Genomic DNA, 15,638 nt, shown 5'->3' with positions numbered 1-15,638 from the left:
CGATCAGCTCCTCTTCAGTTTCGGGTCAAGCGCATCGCGCAGACCGTCGCCAATCAGATTGATGGCGAGAACAGTAATCAGGATAGCAAGGCCGGGGAAAGTAACGATCCACCAGGCGCTCAGGATGAACTCACGCGCTTCGGCAAGCATCGTACCCCATTCCGGCGTCGGCGGTTGCGCGCCCATGCCGAGGAAGCCCAGAGCTGCCACGTCGAGGATGGCGTTGGAGAACGACATCGTTGCCTGCACCACGAGCGGAGCAAGACAGTTCGGCAGAATGGTCTTGAACATCAGGCGTAATTTGCTTGCACCGGCAAGCTTGGCCGCGGTCACGTATTCGCGTTCCTTTTCCGCCATGACGGCAGCGCGGGTAAGACGCGAAAAGTGCGGCAGCAAGACGAGCGTGATCGCAAGCACGGCGTTGATGAGGCCAGGTCCGAGAATAGCCACCAGAACCAACGCCAGCAGCAGCGACGGGAACGCCAGAATAACATCCATGATGCGCATGAACACGGTATCGACGCCGCCACCGAAATAGCCCGTGATAAGGCCGATGGTGATGCCAAGGCACATCGAAATGATGACGATGACAAAGCCCACGAGCAGCGAATATTGCGAACCATAGATCAGGCGGGACAGAATATCACGTCCGACCGCATCCGTTCCCAGAAGGAACTGCGTCGAACCACCATCTTCCCAGAAGGGCGGAACCTTCACGAATTCACGGAACTGTTCCGTAGGATCGTGCGGCGCAATAATCGGAGCAAAGATCGCCACCAGAATGATTGCGAGAAATACGAAAAGACCAATCACAGCGCCACGGTTGACGCTGAAATAAAACCAGAAATCCTTCAGCGCGCGCATCTTGCCAATGTCGTTCGCGGCTTCCGGCTGAATAGCTGAGTGTGTCATGATACCCTCACTTGTGCCGGATACGCGGATTGATAAGGCCGTACAGCAGATCCACGACCAGATTCACCAGCATGATGATGAATGCAATCAGCAGCAGTCCGCTTTGCACGACCGGATAATCGCGACGGAAAATGGAATCGAGCATCCATTTGCCGATACCGGGCCATGAGAAGATCGTCTCGGTCAGGATCGCACCAGCCATCAGAACGCCGACCTGCAGGCCGATGGTCGTGATGACGGGGATCATCGCATTTCGAAGCGCATGCAGTCCGACAACGCGACGAACCGGCAGGCCTTTCGCGCGCGCGGTGCGCACATAATCCTCGCCCAGGACTTCCAGCATGGCGGAACGGGTCTGGCGCGCGATAACGGCGAGCGGAATGGTCGCAAGCACGATGGTCGGCAGGATGAGATGCGAGGCCGCCGAGATGAAAGCGCCCTTCTGGTCCGATAGCAGACTGTCGATCAGCATGAAACCGGTCACAGGCGGGAAGAAATAGAGCAGAGAGATACGGCCGGAAACCGGCGTCCACTGCAGCACGCCTGAGAAAAAGATGATGAGCAGAAGCGCCCACCAGAAAATCGGCATCGAATAACCGACCAGCGAAATGCCCATCAGCCCCTGATCGAACCACGAGCCGCGCTTCACAGCAGCGATGACACCAGCAGGAATGCCCAACAGAATAGCCACGATGATCGCGCAGATGGACAACTCTACAGTTGCAGGAAACAGCGCGAAGAATTCAACAAGAACAGGCTTTTTTGTCACGAGAGACTGACCGAAATCACCGTGCAGCAGGTTCCAGACATAGTCCAGATATTGCTGCCAGATCGGACGGTCGAAGCCGAGCTGCGCCATCAGTTCGGCATGGCGCTCAGGGCTCACGCCGCGTTCGCCGGCCATCAACAGCACGGGATCGCCGGGCAGAACCCGGACGAAAGCAAAAGCCACGATTGTAATGCCTATGAAGGTCGGAACCAGATAGACGAGTTTGTTCAATATGAAACGGAACATACAAAAACTCCGACCGGGTGCCGGGATCACCCTACACCCGGCCCCCGGTTTGGCAAAACCGAAATTCGCATGCCCCTCAAACAAGGCGTGAGCGAATTTCGGTTTCAAACCAAACCAGCAACCAATTGAATCGAGTGTGGTTTACAGATTTGAGGCTCCTGACCGCGCTTGTCACGCAAGGAATAGGAACCTCAAATCCACCACACTCGTGTTGTCAGATTTTACTCGGCAATATCAACTTCTTCGAAGCGATAGTCGCCGAGCGGGCTCTGCTTGAAGCCGGTAACCTTGGCCGACATCGGCACAAAGACCGTCGAGTGAGCAAGCGTATTCCAAGGAGCCTGCTCCTTGAAGACCACCTGTGCTTCTTCATAGAGCTTGGTGCGTTCTTCCTGGCTGGTCGAGACCTTGGCCTTCTGGATCAGGTCTTCGAACGGCTTGTAGCACCACTGGGCGCGGTTGTTGTTGCCAACGCCAGCGCAGCCGAGAAGCGTGCCCAGGAAGTTGTCCGGATCACCGTTGTCACCGGTCCAGCCGAGGATAACGGAACCGTCACGATCCTTGTCGGACGACTTCTTGAGGTATTCACCCCATTCCATCGAAACGATTTCGGCGCTGACGCCAACCTTGGCCAGATCGGCCTGCATGAGTTCAGCGGTACGACGTGCGTTCGGCATGTAAGGACGGCTGACAGGCATAGCCCACAGCTTCATCTTGAGATCCTTGACGCCAGCAGCCTCGAGAGCCTTCTTGGCAGCTTCCGGATCGTACTTGTCGTCCTCGACCTTGTCGTTATAGCCCCACATTGTTGGCGGGATCGGGTTCTTGGCAACCTGGCCCTGACCCTGGAACACGGCATCGACGATAGCTTGCTTGTTGACAGCCTGGTTCAGCGCCTTGCGAACTTCCGGCTTGTCATAAGGCGCCTTCAGCGTGTTGTACGCGAAGTAAGCCACGTTGAGGCCAGCCTGTTCGTCAACCTTGAGGTTGGAATCAGCCTGAAGACCCTTGATGTCCGCCGGAGCAGGATAGGACATCAGGTGGCATTCGCCAGCCTTGAGCTTCTGCGCGCGAACAGCAGGATCGGTCGTGATCGCGAAGACGAGATCGTCGATCTTCGGCTTGCCACCCCAGTAGTTTTCGTTGGCCTTGAAGCGAACAACGGCGTCCTTCTGGTAGGCGACGAACTGGAACGGACCGGTGCCGACCGGAATCTGGTTCAGGTCGTCCTTCTTGCCGTCGGCGGCGAGCTTGTCCGTATATTCCTTCGAAATGATCGAAGCGAAAGGCATCGAGATATTTGCGAGGAACGGCGCTTCCGGACGGTTCAGCACAAACTTGACGGTGTAATCGTCAACCTTGGCGATGTCCTTGATCAGCGCACCCATTTCCATGCTGTCGAAATATTCGTAGGTGATGCCAGCGGTGTACTGGTGCCAAGGATTGTCCTTGTTGCGCATGCGATCAAACGAGAAGATCACGTCGTCGGCGTTGAAATCGCGGGTCGGCGTGAAATAGTCGTTCGAATGGAACTTGACGCCCTTGCGCAGATGGAAGGTGTATTCCAGACCGTCGGCAGTAACTTCCCAGCTTTCTGCGAGGCCCGGTACAACTTTCGTCGTTCCGTTTTCGAATTCGGCAAGGCGGTTGTAGACCGGATGAGCCGAGGCGTCGAACGTGTCACCACCGGTATAGGCAGCAGGATCGAAACCTTCAGGCGAAGCCGGCGAGCAATACACAAAGGTCTTTGCCGATGCAGCACCGCTCATCAGAGCCACCAGCGCGGTTGCTGCCAGGAGTTTTTGGTAGAATTTCATTATTGTCCGCCTCCACGGAAAAGCATGCCGCGTGCACCCCATTGCCCGCAGCTTGCGCTTATCGAAACGTGTGGACCGCCACTTTGCAAGCGCAATTTTTAGAACCAGTTCACATTCTCAACCGAATTTGGCCCCAATCGTTAGATTTTTATTCTAAAGATCATTACAATTTCGGAATATTGCGCTAAGGCTCTCTGATTTATAATATTATTCGCACGCATTTTGCATGGGATAATGCAACTTCTGCATCACCGACTCAGACGCGACGCCGATGCACCCGATCAATCGGAAATTGCTCGCAGTTTTGACTTTTCGACACGATTGTTCCGCCGAATTCGCTAGCCCTATCGGCAAAGGTGCATTATTAAGTGGACCGTATTAGTCATATTTGAGTCCGCCGTCATGCCAGAAACCAATCCAATTCGTCCAACCACGCCCGAAGCCATCCAGCTTGCCAAGACCCTGCTGCGGGCATCGCGCTACGGCGCCATCGCCGTTTTCGACGCAGCGACCGGCAGACCACTGGCAAGCCGCGTCTCCGTGGCGACGGATATGGATGGAACACCTCTCATTCTTGTTTCCGGACTGGCTGCACACACGCCGGGGCTGCTGGCAAACCCGGCTTGCTCGCTTCTGCTCGGCGAGGTTGGCAAGGGAGACCCCCTCGCCCATGCGCGCGTCACACTGCATTGTCAGGCCCGGAAAATTGAGAGAGCATCCGTTGACTACCCCCGCATTCGGCGACGCTACCTCAATCACAATCCGAAGGGTTCGCTTTATGTGGACCTCGGAGACTTTGTCTTTTTCCGGCTCGAACTGGAAAGCGCCAGCCTCAACGGCGGCTTCGGCAAGGCATTCAACCTGACGCCAGACGACCTGCTGTGTGCAGCTTCGACCAGTGCGCACTTTGCCGAAGGCGAACAAAGTGCGCTTGATCAGTTCAACGACCACCACACGTCGGAAATTGCCCGAATTGCACAGCAGCTTGCGAAAAGCAGCGCTATTAAAGACCAATGGAAAGTGATAGGGTTGGACCCCGACGGTGTCGACATCGCCAGCGGCGATATCGTTTTGCGTCATATGTTTCCAAAGAGCCCTGATTCCGTGGGGGAAGCTGTTACAGCACTGACCAAACGGTAAAATAAAGCCCCTGAAACAAAACCGCATTTTTTTTGGGACGAAATTGCACGTCTTTATACTGAATTGAATATAAGCAAGGGCTTTTCAAATTCGGCATATAGCCTTATTTTGAATATGCATGCTTATGAAAATTCGCATGTATATTTTTAACTTTGTCCAGTCTTACGGGGGTATGACGGCAAATGAGCAACGAAAATACTTTCTTTGATTTAATTGAAAACGTAGATCAGGCTGCCGATTTCCTGTCGGCGCTTGCTAACAATAAGCGATTACTAATTTTATGTAAGTTGCTTCATAATGAAATGTCGGTAGGTGCACTTGCCAAGGCGATTGACCTTAGCCAATCTGCCTTGTCTCAGCACCTGGCAAAACTACGAGCTCTTGATCTCGTTTCAACCCGTCGCGACGCGCAGACCATCTACTATATGGTTTCTTCGCCGCATATCGAGTTGATGTTGTCGACACTCTCGAGTCTGTATATGAGTCCAACACCGCGCAGACACAGTCTGGCGGCCGTCGCTCACGCATAACATCATGAGGTCACAGCCGTGCGATGAACGAAAATTCTCATTCGCACGGCTGCGTCCAGCAGATTGACGATCCGGACGACATCCGCCTCTCCCCCTATCGCAGCATTCGCGAAAAAGATCTCGTGGGACGCCAGCAGCGTTTTATCGCTGAGGGCAAAGTGGTTCTGAACGTCCTGTTTTCATCCTCGGCACGCTTCGAGACGGAATCCCTGCTTGTTCTGGAAAACCGGCTTGCGGGCCTGAGCGAACAACTCGGCCAATTGCCGCCGGATGTTCCTGTCTATTCCGTCCCGCAGACTGTCATGGATATGGTCGTCGGATTTCATGTCCATCGCGGCATTCTCGCAGTGGGCCGTCGCAAGACACAGCCGAGCCTTGACACGATGCTGGCTGCCCTGCCCGCGAAATCGCTCGTTGTCGTTTTGTGCGGCATTTCCAATCACGACAATGTCGGCTCTATTTTTCGCAACGCAGCCGCTTTCGAAGCCGATTGCGTGCTGATGGACGAAACCTGTTGCGACCCGCTTTATCGCAAGGCCATCCGCGTGTCGGTCGGCGCCACGCTGAAGGTTCCCTATTTCCACGGTGGAAATATCGATGAGATCATCGCCGCGCTTGGCGATGCCAACTTTAATCTGCTCGCGCTCAGCCCGTCATCCTCGCTCGGCATTTATGATGCGGCCAAGTTCGATCGACAGGCACTCCTGCTTGGAACAGAAGGGGAAGGATTGCCGCCTCGCCTGCTCGCAAAGCTGCAGACGGCGCGTATCCCCATGTCCACTGCCTTCGACAGCCTGAATGTCGCAACTGCGTCGGGCATAGCTCTGTCCCGGTTCAGCAAATTCTCGTAAGAACATCGCATTCGGACGCCAAAATAAAAAAACTCCGGTTTGAAGCCGGAGATTTTTTATTACAAGAAAGACTGATTTTTCAGGCCGCTGAGGCACTCGCCGTATTGGCGACCAGACGGCGCAGCATTTCTTCTGCCTGCGGCTCCCGCTCGGACCGACCGATGAACCCGCCGCCAAAGACGCGTGCGGTGTTGCTTTCATCGGAATAAAGCACGCAGGCCTGTCCCGGAGCGATACCACTTTCGCCATCGACCAGCTCAACCCAGGTCTGGCCATCGCCATGGCGCAACACGGCAGGGCGTGGCGGCCGGGTCGAACGCACCTTGGCGAACACTTCCATGCCGCCTTCAGGCAGATCGTTGATCGGCGCATCACCCAGCCAATTGATGTCACGCAGGAAGACTTTGTGCGTTTCCAGCGCTTCACGCGGACCGACGATGACCCGCGCATTGGCGGCATCGAGATGCACGACATAAAGCGGTTCACCCGTGGCAACGCCAATACCGCGGCGCTGGCCGACCGTGTAGTGCACGATGCCATCGTGGCGGCCAAGTGTACGACCGTCGATATGGACAATATCACCAGGGTTGGCTGCTTCCGGCTTCAGCTTGGAGATAATGTCGGAATATTTGCCCTGCGGCACGAAGCAGATGTCCTGGCTGTCCTGCTTCTTGGCAACAGTGAGGCCCATTTCCTCTGCAATTTCACGCACCTGCGCCTTCGGCAGATGTCCAAGCGGAAAGCGCAGATAATCGATCTGCTCCTGCGTGGTCGCAAACAGGAAATAGCTCTGGTCACGATCCGTATCGACCGGGCGATAAAGCGCACGGTGCGCACCATTGGCACGGCTACGGATATAATGTCCCGTTGCCAGCGCATCGGCGCCAAGATCGCGCGCGGTCTGCAGAAGATCGGCAAACTTTACCGTCTGATTGCAAGAAACGCATGGAATCGGCGTCTCGCCGCTGACATAGGAATTCGCAAATGGGTCGATCACGGCTTCACGGAAGCGTGCTTCGTAATCGAGAACATAATGCGGAATACCGAGACTTTCCGAAACGCGGCGGGCATCTTCGATGTCCTGTCCCGCGCAGCAGGAACCGGCGCGATGAACGGCTGCACCATGATCATAAAGCTGCAGCGTCACGCCAACGACATCGTAACCTTCACGTTTGAGAATCCCGGCCACAACAGATGAATCGACGCCGCCCGACATGGCGACGACAACGCGCGTGTCTTCCGGCTTTCCCGGCAGATCGAGGCTGTTCAGGCTCATGATTGATTCCAGCTTCCGGGCAAGTGCCCTGCTTCTCAAAATTTAGGTTTCTGCGCCCTATATAGGCTAAAGTGCGGCAATTTGCCAAGGGTCCGGGAACAATCATTGTCCAGATTGCGACAGGCAATGCACACTTCCCCGTGAGGTTTTCCGGTCATATACCGCAAAAAAGCCGGCAATAGGGCGAAAACGAAAATTTTTCCAAGTCTTACCAGATAGTTACCAGCTGTTTAGGTAATTTTTAAAGCTGTCGGGTTAGTCTCACACTCGATTAGGTCCTTGAGTGTTGTGTAGAGAGTACAATGACCGATCTGGTAAGACCGCGTATAAAATATGTTATCGGTCCTGATGGCAGCCCGCTGACCATCGCGGACCTCCCCCCCGCCAATACAAGGCGCTGGGTCATCCGCCGCAAGGCTGAAGTCGTTGCCGCAGTGCGGGGCGGACTTCTGAGCCTTGAGGAGGCATGCCAGCGTTATACATTGACGGTGGAGGAATTCCTTTCCTGGCAATCCTCAATCGATGAGCATGGTCTCGCCGGCCTCAGGACCACCAGAATACAGCAATATCGTCACTAGGACCTGTCTCGCCAAAACCGGGACAGGTTTTGGAAGGACGGGGATCATGGCCGCTGCGGAACAATATTTTCCGCAACCGGTCGTGGATCGACAAATCGAAAACCGGCCCACGTGGCCGGTTTTTATTTGCACATTCCGTTCCTATGTTGTGAACTTGATGCGTTGATGAAAGCACGCAGTTGTTCAGGAGGATGGCATGAGCGGGACTATCGAGATTCGCAAGGAAGACAGCTCCGACGGCGGACGTTATGCGGCTGTTCTTGACGGAAGCGAAGCCGAAATGACCTATACGAAGCTTGGCCCCTCCCTCATTTCCATTGATCATACTTTCGTGCCGGACACGATGCGCGGAAAAGGCGTCGCGCAGGCGCTTGCCAAGAATGCTGTTCTGGACGCGCGCCGCAGCGGATGGAAAATCATCCCGCGCTGCAGTTTCATGCACGCTCAGGCGATGCGTCACCCGGACTGGTCAGATGTTTTCGGCAAGGAATAATTGCTGAACTCAAGCATGTCTCCCAAAAGTGGGAACCGCCTTCGCGGAGAAATCAGTCCACCAGACTGATTTCTGACCCCACTACGAAGGGATAAAGACATGCGTAAAGGCAAAGAGATAGAGCATTTCCAACGATTCGACTTAAACTGGAAATGCTCTATTGCAGGTCGCGAATGCGGCGCGCCAGACTTTTGGAGCCGGTCTTCTTGTCTTTTCCAGCGTTGGATTTTTCTGCCGCCTCAAGAATTGAATGGATCGGAGATTCCGGTCCTTCTGTTTCAGCGGTCGCTGCCACCACGCGGGCGGCAAGCACGGCCATTTCTTCACGAAGCGCTGCATTCTCGCGTTCGATCTCGGCCAGCTCGGGATTTTCGTTCTCGCCAGCATTCTTGCGGCTATAGCGCTCGATTTTTTCCTGCGCATCGGAAAGCTCGGATATCAGCTTCTCAAGCTTCTGCTGCAGTTCTCCATTGCGCCGCTTTTCGCTCTTCAACTCCGTCTGCGCAGAGGTCAACTGGGTCGAAACTTCGTTGTAACGCGCTGCGGCTTCCTTGCGATCTCGACGCATTTCGGTCATCTCGTTTGTCAGACGGCTATATTCCGTCTCGCTTCCACTTATCTCGATACGCAAAGTATCGGCCAATCCCTCAAGCGCGCTATAGTGGCTCTGCATCCGTTCCAGTTCCGCCTGGAGGATTTCCGCCTTTTCCAGCGCCGTGTCGCGCGCTGTCTCAGCATCTTTGGTCACCCGCTCGTGCTCCGCCAGTTGCTTCTCAATATCTGCCTGGCTTCCTTCGAGGAGCGGAATACGTTTCAGTTCTTCATATTGCCGGGCGAGCGTCACCTTCTGTTCCGCAGTCTTGTGACGTTCGAGCTTCAGCAGTTGTTCTTGCCGGCTAACCGCGACGGCGTGTTCGGCGCGCAGCCCGTCCCGGTCAGCACGTATTTCGGCCAGCGTTATCGGCAATTCGGCCTGAACCTGCCGGCGCGCCAGAAAAAAGGCGCGTCGCCAGACGGACGGGCCGAGTAGAATCACGACGAAAACCGCCACAAGAACGCCGAATATGAAAAAGAGAGCGGACTGGATCACGGTTTCAAACGGGCCCGAGCGGTTTCAGACAAGCATTGACTATTCATAGTGCGCAGTTGACTGTCTTTCCAGCCAGCAAAAACAATCACCGGCTGAAAAGACACATATTCGCAACTAATCCTTAGAACGGATTCCACGTCGGCGCAGCGGAAAGCTTCAGATAACCGATATTCACGCCGAGCCTCGCGCCTACACCGGTGCGGATCGGCACCAGCATGATGTTTTCGCGTTTCAGGACATTGAAGCCGACGCCCGCAATGACATAAGCAGAACCAGCAACACCGGCATAACGGCCGTAAAGGTTCTGGATGTCGTCGAGATTATAGACGAGCATCATCACGCGAGAACCCTGCCCGCCGAAATCCCAGCCAAGCGAAGGGCCTTGCCAATAAGTCTTATGGTCGCCTGCATTCTTGGTATAGAGCGTACCTTCGCCATAGGTCAGGCCGCCGATGAAAGCGCCGGAACCTTCTTCACCAAGAATATAGCCGTTGGGCAGACCAAAACTCTGGAACGCCTTCTCGACCGCGCTTGCGATACCGCCCGAAGTTGACCCGAAGAACCTGTGACCAGATTCGACGATTTCCTCGGCAGTGTATGTGTTCTGTGCTCTGGCCTGACTTGGCAGAGCGATGAAAGAAACAAACAGCGCCGCAAAAAACGCAACGAAGCACGCCGCATTGCGGAACCTGATTTGCGACAGGGATTGTATGGCCATGTAAAATTCCTTTTGGCTCTCCGCTCCTCTGTCTGACGGCCCTGTTAAAAGCCAGACCACGTCTCTTCCGGACATTTCGGTCGAATCGCGCCTATTTTAGACCCGAATTTATTGTCCAAACCTTTAAGTATCGAAATTGGCTTTACGAAGGCATGTAATTTCCGGTCTTTTTCACACTGATGTGAGGGAATGCCGGGGTCGCATGGATCGAAAAGAGAGCTTTGTTGCGGCGGTCCGATGGCCCGTGTATCCAGTTAAATCGATATTCCGGGCGATTCGCCCACCTTCATGCAGCGCGCAAACTCTGGCTTTGCGGGCTGTTTCGTTAACCGACAACGGTCTGCTCATCCAACACGCTGGGACGAGCAGGATCGATCCGCGTTCCGGAGAAAACGCCATGCCAATGCCCGTTACCCTTTCTGCGCTCGACCTCGGTGCGCTTCTGTGCAGCAGGATCTGTCATGACATCATTTCGCCGGTTGGCGCGATCAATAACGGCTTGGAACTGCTGGAAGAAGGCGGAGCAGACGAGGACGCGATGGCGCTCATCAAGTCGAGTGCACGTAACGCCTCGGCCCGTCTTCAGTTTGCCCGCATCGCTTTCGGCGCCGCAGGCTCGGCCGGCGTGCAGATTGACACAGGCGATGCACAGAACGTTGCTACTGAATATTTCAAGAACGAAAAGCCGGAATTCACTTGGGAAGGCACTCGCGTCCTTCTGCCGAAAAACAAGGTCAAGCTGCTCCTGAACATGCTTCTGATCGCCAATGCCGCCATACCGCGTGGCGGCTCGCTGGCCCTGCGCCTTGAAGGTGGAGATACCGAACCGCGCTTCGTCATCACTGTGAAGGGCCGCATGCTGCGTGTTCCGCCGAAGTTCCTTGAGCTTCATTCAGGCGCTACCCCGGAAGAGCCGATCGACGCCCATTCCGTCCAGCCTTACTACACCCTGCTTCTGGCCGAAGAAGCAGGCATGAAGATTTCCATCCACGCTACGGCAGAAGATATCGTATTTTCTGCTGAATAAGCGCCCCGGAGCGCGGGGCTGACCCGCGCTCATACTGGCAAACAGCAATAAAACCCTCTATCAGTCAGGCAATGCATTTCCGGTCAGGATATGCGTCAGAAGATATGTGTCGAAGGCGTGACAGCCCGCGCGCATTTGTGAAGGGGGACTGCATGGCGAATGAACCAATGACAGGCTATTGCCTGCTGGTCGACGATTCCTCCGTCATTCGCAAAGTCGCGCGCCGCATCCTGTCCGAAACTATCGCAGAATTTGCCGAGGCCTCAACCGGCCGGGAAGCGCTCGAAACCTGTTTTTCGCGCATGCCGAACGTCGTTCTGCTCGACTATGACCTTCCGGATATGACGGCATTGGAGGTCGTAACCGAACTGCGCGCCATGCCGGGTGGCGACCGCCCCCACATCATCCTGTGTCTTTATGAACTTGATGTGACCCGCATCATGCGGGCGAAGCGTGCAGGCGCCAATGGTTATATTCTGAAGCCATTTGACCGCGCCTATCTCACCGAGCAGTTTGCAGACATTCTGTCCGCTTAATTCCCAAAATAGCTACTTCAAAAAGCAAAAGCTCCGCCGAAGCGGAGCTTTTTACATTTCGAAGCCTGTTGCCGATCAGGCGCTTTCACGCATTTCAGCATCCGGCTCACGCAGCACATAGCCGCGACCCCAGACCGTCTCAATATAGCTCTGGCTACCGGAAACAGCATCAAGCTTCTTGCGCAGCTTGCAGATGAAGACGTCGATGATCTTCAGTTCCGGTTCGTCCATGCCACCATAGAGATGGTTGAGGAACATTTCCTTGGTGAGCGTCGTACCCTTGCGGAGCGAAAGAAGCTCCAGCATCTGGTATTCCTTGCCGGTCAGGTGAACGCGCTGGCCGGAAACTTCGACCGTCTTCGCGTCCAGATTGACCACCAGGTCGCCCGTCGTGATGACCGACTGAGCATGTCCCTTCGAACGGCGCACAATCGCATGAATACGTGCGATCAGCTCGTCCTTGTGGAACGGCTTGGTCATGTAGTCATCGGCGCCGAAGCCCAGACCGCGAACCTTGTCCTCGATACCGGCCATGCCGGAAAGGATGAGGATCGGCGTCTTCACCTTGGACAGACGCAAGGTGCGAAGAACTTCGTAACCAGACATATCCGGCAGGTTCAAGTCCAGCAGGATGATGTCGTAATCATATAGCTTGCCGAGGTCGATGCCTTCTTCGCCCAGATCGGTCGTGTAGACATTGAAACTCTCGGACTTAAGCATCAACTCGATGCTCTGTGCGATAGCACTGTCGTCTTCAATCAAAAGGACGCGCATCTCTTATCCCCTTTCCGCAGCCGACCCGATGTCCCTCACGGCAGCACACGGAACTATCGTTGCCTTTGCATGAAGGTGCCAGCAAATGGTTAACAAAATATGATTCTGCTTGGCAAGCATATTTCTGCCCTGTTTAGAAAATTCTCTTACGCGCCTGAATCATAAAGACATTCTCTTCCTGATGACTCTAAAGCATCGCATTAAGAATCTTCGCTAAGCGATTCATCTGACTCTAGCTTTCGCCTGTTGCCGAAAAACCACACGAGGTTTACCGAGCCTTAAGTCCTAACGCGTATGATTAACTTCGCCGGTAAAGGAATGGTTACCAAACGAGCGAATTCTTAACTTTTTGTTTCGCTTGTTGAGCCATTTCGGAAAAGCGGCTGCGATGATTTCCCCTTTAGGGGGCTGAATTTGCAAGGAGATTCGGGGGTGAACCAGGTGCGTTTTGCCTGTTTACACCTGTTAATAAAGTCGGGGGGAACGCCCCAACACATGAAAGCTGGTTGGTGTTCAAGGAGTATTGCGTATGAAGCCACGTGAAAGCCTAGTCAGGCTGAAACTGTTCCAGGTGAAGGAAAAGCGCCGTCAGCTGGGCCAGCTCGACCTGATGATCGGCGAGTTCGAACGGATTGCCGGAGAACTCGACGCCCAGATTCTATCGGAAGAGAAAAAAGCTGGCATCACTGACATCAATCATTTCGCTTATCCGACCTTCGCCAAGGCGGCACGCCAGCGGCGCGACAATCTCTTCGTATCGATTCGCGACCTGATGTCCCAGAAGGAAGCAGCCGAAGCCGAATTGTCGGCTGCGGAAACCGAACTGACGAAAGCCGAAGCGCTCGAAGAACGCGACGGCGGCAAGGCCCCGCGGGAAGTGATCGAGCGCCCTGTCAACCAGCGCCGCGCCATGATCGGCTGATCGAAGCGGCCATACGGAAATTCAAGACGCTGCTTTTGTCGAAAAGCAGCGTCTTGGCGTTTACTGCAAACACCTCATTTTCCTCAGTATATTGATATTTAGAAATCAATGTTTCTTGAATAAAATCGGATTTGCATAGCTCTCTCGCCAGATGTAGTGAGGAAGGGCAATGCAGAAAACCTCCCCTTCCGGGCCGAATTCGACCCCAAGCAAATTCAGCTTCAAGAACAGAGCCAGACCAATCCAGTGGGTCTTGCTGGCTGTGTTTTCCGCTATTCTGATTTTCGCAGGGGAAGAGTTGCAGCTACCCGCCGCCATGCTTCTCGGCGCGATGCTCGGTGCGATCCTGATGGCTGCTGGCGAAAGCACCTTACGGGTTCATCGCTGGCTGTCGCTTGGAGCACAAGGTGTCGTCGGCTGCCTCATTGCCCGCTCGATCACCGCTGAGTTTTTCACCAGCATGGGGCAGCACCTGCCTGTCATCCTGCTGTCCGTCGGCTATGTGCTGTTTACCAGCACTTTTATTGGCTACCTGCTCGCGCGGTTTCGCATTTTGCCAGGAACAACTGCTGTGTGGGGATCATCGCCAGGTGCTGCCACCGCAATGACGCTGATGGCCGAAGCTCATGGAGCAGATGCTCGTCTCGTCGCCTTCATGCAATATCTTCGTGTCGTGCTGGTTGCCACAGCAGCTTCGCTCGTCCTGCGCCTCAGCACAGGCGTGGAGACCGTTACGCCTATTGAGATCGTCTGGTTTCCGCCCATCGACTGGTCCACCCTTGGACCGACATTGCTCCTGATCGTCGGCGGCTCGTTCCTTGGAGAAATCCTCCGCATCCCGACCGGCGCCATGCTCGTACCGCTGATATTGGGCGCATTGCTCCAGGACACAGGTTTCATCACCATTGACCTGCCACCATGGCTGCTCGCGGTCAGCTACCTGCTTATCGGCTGGCGTATTGGCCTCGGCTTCTCACGTGCCATCATTGCGCATGCGGCGCGTGCTTTTCCAGCAGTGCTCACATCCACGCTGCTCCTGATTGCCGTATGTGGACTGTTCGGCATGGCGCTCGGTCACGTGCTGGGCCTCGACCCGCTGACCGCCTATCTTGCCACCAGTCCCGGCGGCGCCGATACGGTTGCGATCATCGCAGCATCAAGCAATGTCGATCTGCCCTTCATCATCGCAATGCAGACGAGCCGGTTCTTCATCGTGCTTCTGGCAGGTCCTGCCATCGCCCGCTTCGTCGCCGCGCGCATCGAGAGACGAATTACGAAAAAGAACCTTTAATACCAAGTCTCGTTGAGTTTGACTCATCGGGACTTGGTTAAGCCCGTGCGGCGATTGAGCATTCTCAGGGCGTGATGCGTTAGCATCTTAGCGCCCTGCTATAACAGCCCGATTGCCGGAACTGTCAGGACCGTGTTAGGCTTCCGGCATGACACAGGTTTGCACCCATCTCATGTTTCAGGGCAGTGCAGGCGCAGCTCTGGAAACATATCGTTCGGTCTTTCCCGACTTCCTGATCGAGTCGATCAAAACCTATGACGAAGCGAGCGGCAGTCCCGGCAAGGTGCAGATTGCACGCGTAACCTTCGCCGAACACCGGCTGATCGTCATAGACAGCCCCATTCCGCATCAGTTCGATTTCAACCCATCCATATCGCTGTTCGTCGATTTCCACGATGCGGAAAGCCTGACCAGCGTTTTTGAAAAGCTTTCGGAAGGCGGCGAGACGCTGATGCCGCTCGACAATTACGGTTTCAGCAAGCTTTTTGCCTGGATCAAGGACAAATACGGGGTTTCCTGGCAATTGAACTTGCAGGCGTGAATCGGGTAGGAGGGCATTTTAGGCCCTCCCCCCACACCACCGTACGTACGGTTCCGTATACGGCGGTTCATGAAGCGTAGTGTAGGCGTCGATGTTCCTTCAGGAACGAGATCAGCCCGAGCTTGGT

General features: G+C 54.9%; 17 protein-coding genes. 10 read left to right on the top strand and 7 right to left on the bottom strand.

Features of this window, described 5'->3' with window-relative positions:
* Nucleotides 1-3: 3 nt before the first annotated feature.
* From F9K91_RS13700 to F9K91_RS13690, 3 genes are all read right to left on the bottom strand, one after another.
* The gene (locus F9K91_RS13700; RefSeq protein ID WP_061345874.1) at nucleotides 4-912 is read right to left on the bottom strand and encodes an ABC transporter permease subunit; all 909 of its coding nucleotides are present in this window, start codon (nucleotides 910-912) and stop codon (nucleotides 4-6) included.
* 7 nt (nucleotides 913-919) lie between these two features.
* Nucleotides 920-1,927: an ABC transporter permease subunit gene (locus tag F9K91_RS13695; protein WP_061345873.1), complete on the bottom strand. Its 1,008-nt coding sequence runs from the start codon at nucleotides 1,925-1,927 to the stop codon at nucleotides 920-922.
* 221 nt (nucleotides 1,928-2,148) lie between these two features.
* Nucleotides 2,149-3,744: an ABC transporter substrate-binding protein gene (locus F9K91_RS13690; RefSeq protein ID WP_151556023.1), complete on the bottom strand. Its 1,596-nt coding sequence runs from the start codon at nucleotides 3,742-3,744 to the stop codon at nucleotides 2,149-2,151.
* A gap of 402 nt (nucleotides 3,745-4,146) precedes the next feature.
* On the opposite strand from F9K91_RS13690, the gene F9K91_RS13685 reads away from it, so the two are divergent.
* From F9K91_RS13685 to F9K91_RS13675, 3 genes are all read left to right on the top strand, one after another.
* Nucleotides 4,147-4,884, top strand: coding sequence for a HugZ family pyridoxamine 5'-phosphate oxidase (locus F9K91_RS13685; RefSeq protein WP_151677989.1), 738 nt, complete (start codon nucleotides 4,147-4,149; stop codon nucleotides 4,882-4,884).
* Nucleotides 4,885-5,066: 182 nt separating this feature from the next.
* On the top strand, nucleotides 5,067-5,414 hold the full coding sequence (locus F9K91_RS13680) for an ArsR/SmtB family transcription factor (RefSeq protein ID WP_061345870.1): 348 nt from the start codon (nucleotides 5,067-5,069) through the stop codon (nucleotides 5,412-5,414).
* A gap of 23 nt (nucleotides 5,415-5,437) precedes the next feature.
* Nucleotides 5,438-6,265: a TrmH family RNA methyltransferase gene (locus F9K91_RS13675; protein WP_151556020.1), complete on the top strand. Its 828-nt coding sequence runs from the start codon at nucleotides 5,438-5,440 to the stop codon at nucleotides 6,263-6,265.
* 79 nt (nucleotides 6,266-6,344) lie between these two features.
* On the opposite strand, the gene mnmA is transcribed toward F9K91_RS13675, so the two are convergent.
* A complete protein-coding gene (mnmA, locus tag F9K91_RS13670; protein WP_192799246.1) occupies nucleotides 6,345-7,541 on the bottom strand; it encodes a tRNA 2-thiouridine(34) synthase MnmA in 1,197 nt (398 codons plus the stop codon).
* Between the two features lie 302 nt (nucleotides 7,542-7,843).
* On the opposite strand from mnmA, the gene sciP reads away from it, so the two are divergent.
* Both sciP and F9K91_RS13660 read left to right on the top strand, forming a co-directional pair.
* Nucleotides 7,844-8,119, top strand: coding sequence for a CtrA inhibitor SciP (sciP, locus tag F9K91_RS13665; protein WP_002964694.1), 276 nt, complete (start codon nucleotides 7,844-7,846; stop codon nucleotides 8,117-8,119).
* Between the two features lie 196 nt (nucleotides 8,120-8,315).
* Complete coding sequence (locus tag F9K91_RS13660) at nucleotides 8,316-8,612, top strand: GNAT family N-acetyltransferase (RefSeq protein ID WP_010659558.1); 297 nt, start codon at nucleotides 8,316-8,318, stop codon at nucleotides 8,610-8,612.
* 157 nt (nucleotides 8,613-8,769) lie between these two features.
* On the opposite strand, the gene F9K91_RS13655 is transcribed toward F9K91_RS13660, so the two are convergent.
* Complete coding sequence (locus F9K91_RS13655; RefSeq protein WP_208852697.1) at nucleotides 8,770-9,678, bottom strand: coiled-coil domain-containing protein; 909 nt, start codon at nucleotides 9,676-9,678, stop codon at nucleotides 8,770-8,772.
* 145 nt (nucleotides 9,679-9,823) lie between these two features.
* Nucleotides 9,824-10,420, bottom strand: a complete 597-nt coding sequence (locus F9K91_RS13650) for a DUF1134 domain-containing protein (protein WP_061345866.1) — start codon at nucleotides 10,418-10,420, stop codon at nucleotides 9,824-9,826.
* A 397-nt stretch (nucleotides 10,421-10,817) separates the two neighbouring features.
* Between F9K91_RS13650 and chpT the strand changes: the two genes are divergently transcribed.
* Both chpT and F9K91_RS13640 read left to right on the top strand, forming a co-directional pair.
* Complete coding sequence (gene chpT / locus F9K91_RS13645; RefSeq protein ID WP_151677987.1) at nucleotides 10,818-11,447, top strand: histidine phosphotransferase ChpT; 630 nt, start codon at nucleotides 10,818-10,820, stop codon at nucleotides 11,445-11,447.
* Between the two features lie 152 nt (nucleotides 11,448-11,599).
* Nucleotides 11,600-11,983: a response regulator gene (locus tag F9K91_RS13640; RefSeq protein WP_151556018.1), complete on the top strand. Its 384-nt coding sequence runs from the start codon at nucleotides 11,600-11,602 to the stop codon at nucleotides 11,981-11,983.
* Nucleotides 11,984-12,058: 75 nt separating this feature from the next.
* On the opposite strand, the gene ctrA is transcribed toward F9K91_RS13640, so the two are convergent.
* Nucleotides 12,059-12,757 (bottom strand): response regulator transcription factor CtrA, encoded by a 699-nt coding sequence (gene ctrA, locus F9K91_RS13635; protein WP_010659553.1) that lies wholly within the window; start codon nucleotides 12,755-12,757, stop codon nucleotides 12,059-12,061.
* Between the two features lie 529 nt (nucleotides 12,758-13,286).
* Between ctrA and F9K91_RS13630 the strand changes: the two genes are divergently transcribed.
* From F9K91_RS13630 to F9K91_RS13620, 3 genes are all read left to right on the top strand, one after another.
* Nucleotides 13,287-13,679 carry a flagellar export protein FliJ gene (locus F9K91_RS13630; RefSeq protein WP_151677986.1) on the top strand — a complete coding sequence of 131 codons (393 nt, stop codon included), beginning with the start codon at nucleotides 13,287-13,289 and terminating at the stop codon, nucleotides 13,677-13,679.
* A gap of 169 nt (nucleotides 13,680-13,848) precedes the next feature.
* Nucleotides 13,849-14,970 (top strand): AbrB family transcriptional regulator, encoded by a 1,122-nt coding sequence (locus F9K91_RS13625; RefSeq protein ID WP_151677985.1) that lies wholly within the window; start codon nucleotides 13,849-13,851, stop codon nucleotides 14,968-14,970.
* A gap of 148 nt (nucleotides 14,971-15,118) precedes the next feature.
* Entirely contained in the window at nucleotides 15,119-15,511 is a 393-nt protein-coding gene (locus tag F9K91_RS13620; protein ID WP_061345861.1) for a VOC family protein, read from the top strand.
* Nucleotides 15,512-15,638 lie beyond the last annotated feature (127 nt).

The sequence above is a fragment of the Brucella tritici genome, from assembly GCF_008932295.1.
Lineage (GTDB): Bacteria > Pseudomonadota > Alphaproteobacteria > Rhizobiales > Rhizobiaceae > Brucella > Brucella tritici.
Note: the sequence above shows the minus strand (reverse complement) of the source record. Positions and strands in the feature narration are given on the sequence as shown.

Excerpts from the sequence above, each read along its gene's own strand:
- F9K91_RS13630 (WP_151677986.1), top strand. The coding sequence starts at position 13,287 with ATGAAGCCACGTGAAAGCCTAGTCAGGCTGAAACTGTTCCAGGTGAAG.
- F9K91_RS13620 (WP_061345861.1), top strand. The coding sequence starts at position 15,119 with ATGACACAGGTTTGCACCCATCTCATGTTTCAGGGCAGTGCAGGCGCA.
- F9K91_RS13675 (WP_151556020.1), top strand. The coding sequence starts at position 5,438 with ATGAACGAAAATTCTCATTCGCACGGCTGCGTCCAGCAGATTGACGAT.
- F9K91_RS13640 (WP_151556018.1), top strand. The coding sequence starts at position 11,600 with ATGGCGAATGAACCAATGACAGGCTATTGCCTGCTGGTCGACGATTCC.
- F9K91_RS13690 (WP_151556023.1), bottom strand. The coding sequence starts at position 3,744 with ATGAAATTCTACCAAAAACTCCTGGCAGCAACCGCGCTGGTGGCTCTG.
- F9K91_RS13625 (WP_151677985.1), top strand. The coding sequence starts at position 13,849 with ATGCAGAAAACCTCCCCTTCCGGGCCGAATTCGACCCCAAGCAAATTC.
- ctrA (WP_010659553.1), bottom strand. The coding sequence starts at position 12,757 with ATGCGCGTCCTTTTGATTGAAGACGACAGTGCTATCGCACAGAGCATC.
- F9K91_RS13650 (WP_061345866.1), bottom strand. The coding sequence starts at position 10,420 with ATGGCCATACAATCCCTGTCGCAAATCAGGTTCCGCAATGCGGCGTGC.
- mnmA (WP_192799246.1), bottom strand. The coding sequence starts at position 7,541 with ATGAGCCTGAACAGCCTCGATCTGCCGGGAAAGCCGGAAGACACGCGC.
- chpT (WP_151677987.1), top strand. The coding sequence starts at position 10,818 with ATGCCAATGCCCGTTACCCTTTCTGCGCTCGACCTCGGTGCGCTTCTG.
- F9K91_RS13680 (WP_061345870.1), top strand. The coding sequence starts at position 5,067 with ATGAGCAACGAAAATACTTTCTTTGATTTAATTGAAAACGTAGATCAG.
- F9K91_RS13700 (WP_061345874.1), bottom strand. The coding sequence starts at position 912 with ATGACACACTCAGCTATTCAGCCGGAAGCCGCGAACGACATTGGCAAG.
- F9K91_RS13660 (WP_010659558.1), top strand. The coding sequence starts at position 8,316 with ATGAGCGGGACTATCGAGATTCGCAAGGAAGACAGCTCCGACGGCGGA.
- sciP (WP_002964694.1), top strand. The coding sequence starts at position 7,844 with ATGACCGATCTGGTAAGACCGCGTATAAAATATGTTATCGGTCCTGAT.
- F9K91_RS13695 (WP_061345873.1), bottom strand. The coding sequence starts at position 1,927 with ATGTTCCGTTTCATATTGAACAAACTCGTCTATCTGGTTCCGACCTTC.
- F9K91_RS13685 (WP_151677989.1), top strand. The coding sequence starts at position 4,147 with ATGCCAGAAACCAATCCAATTCGTCCAACCACGCCCGAAGCCATCCAG.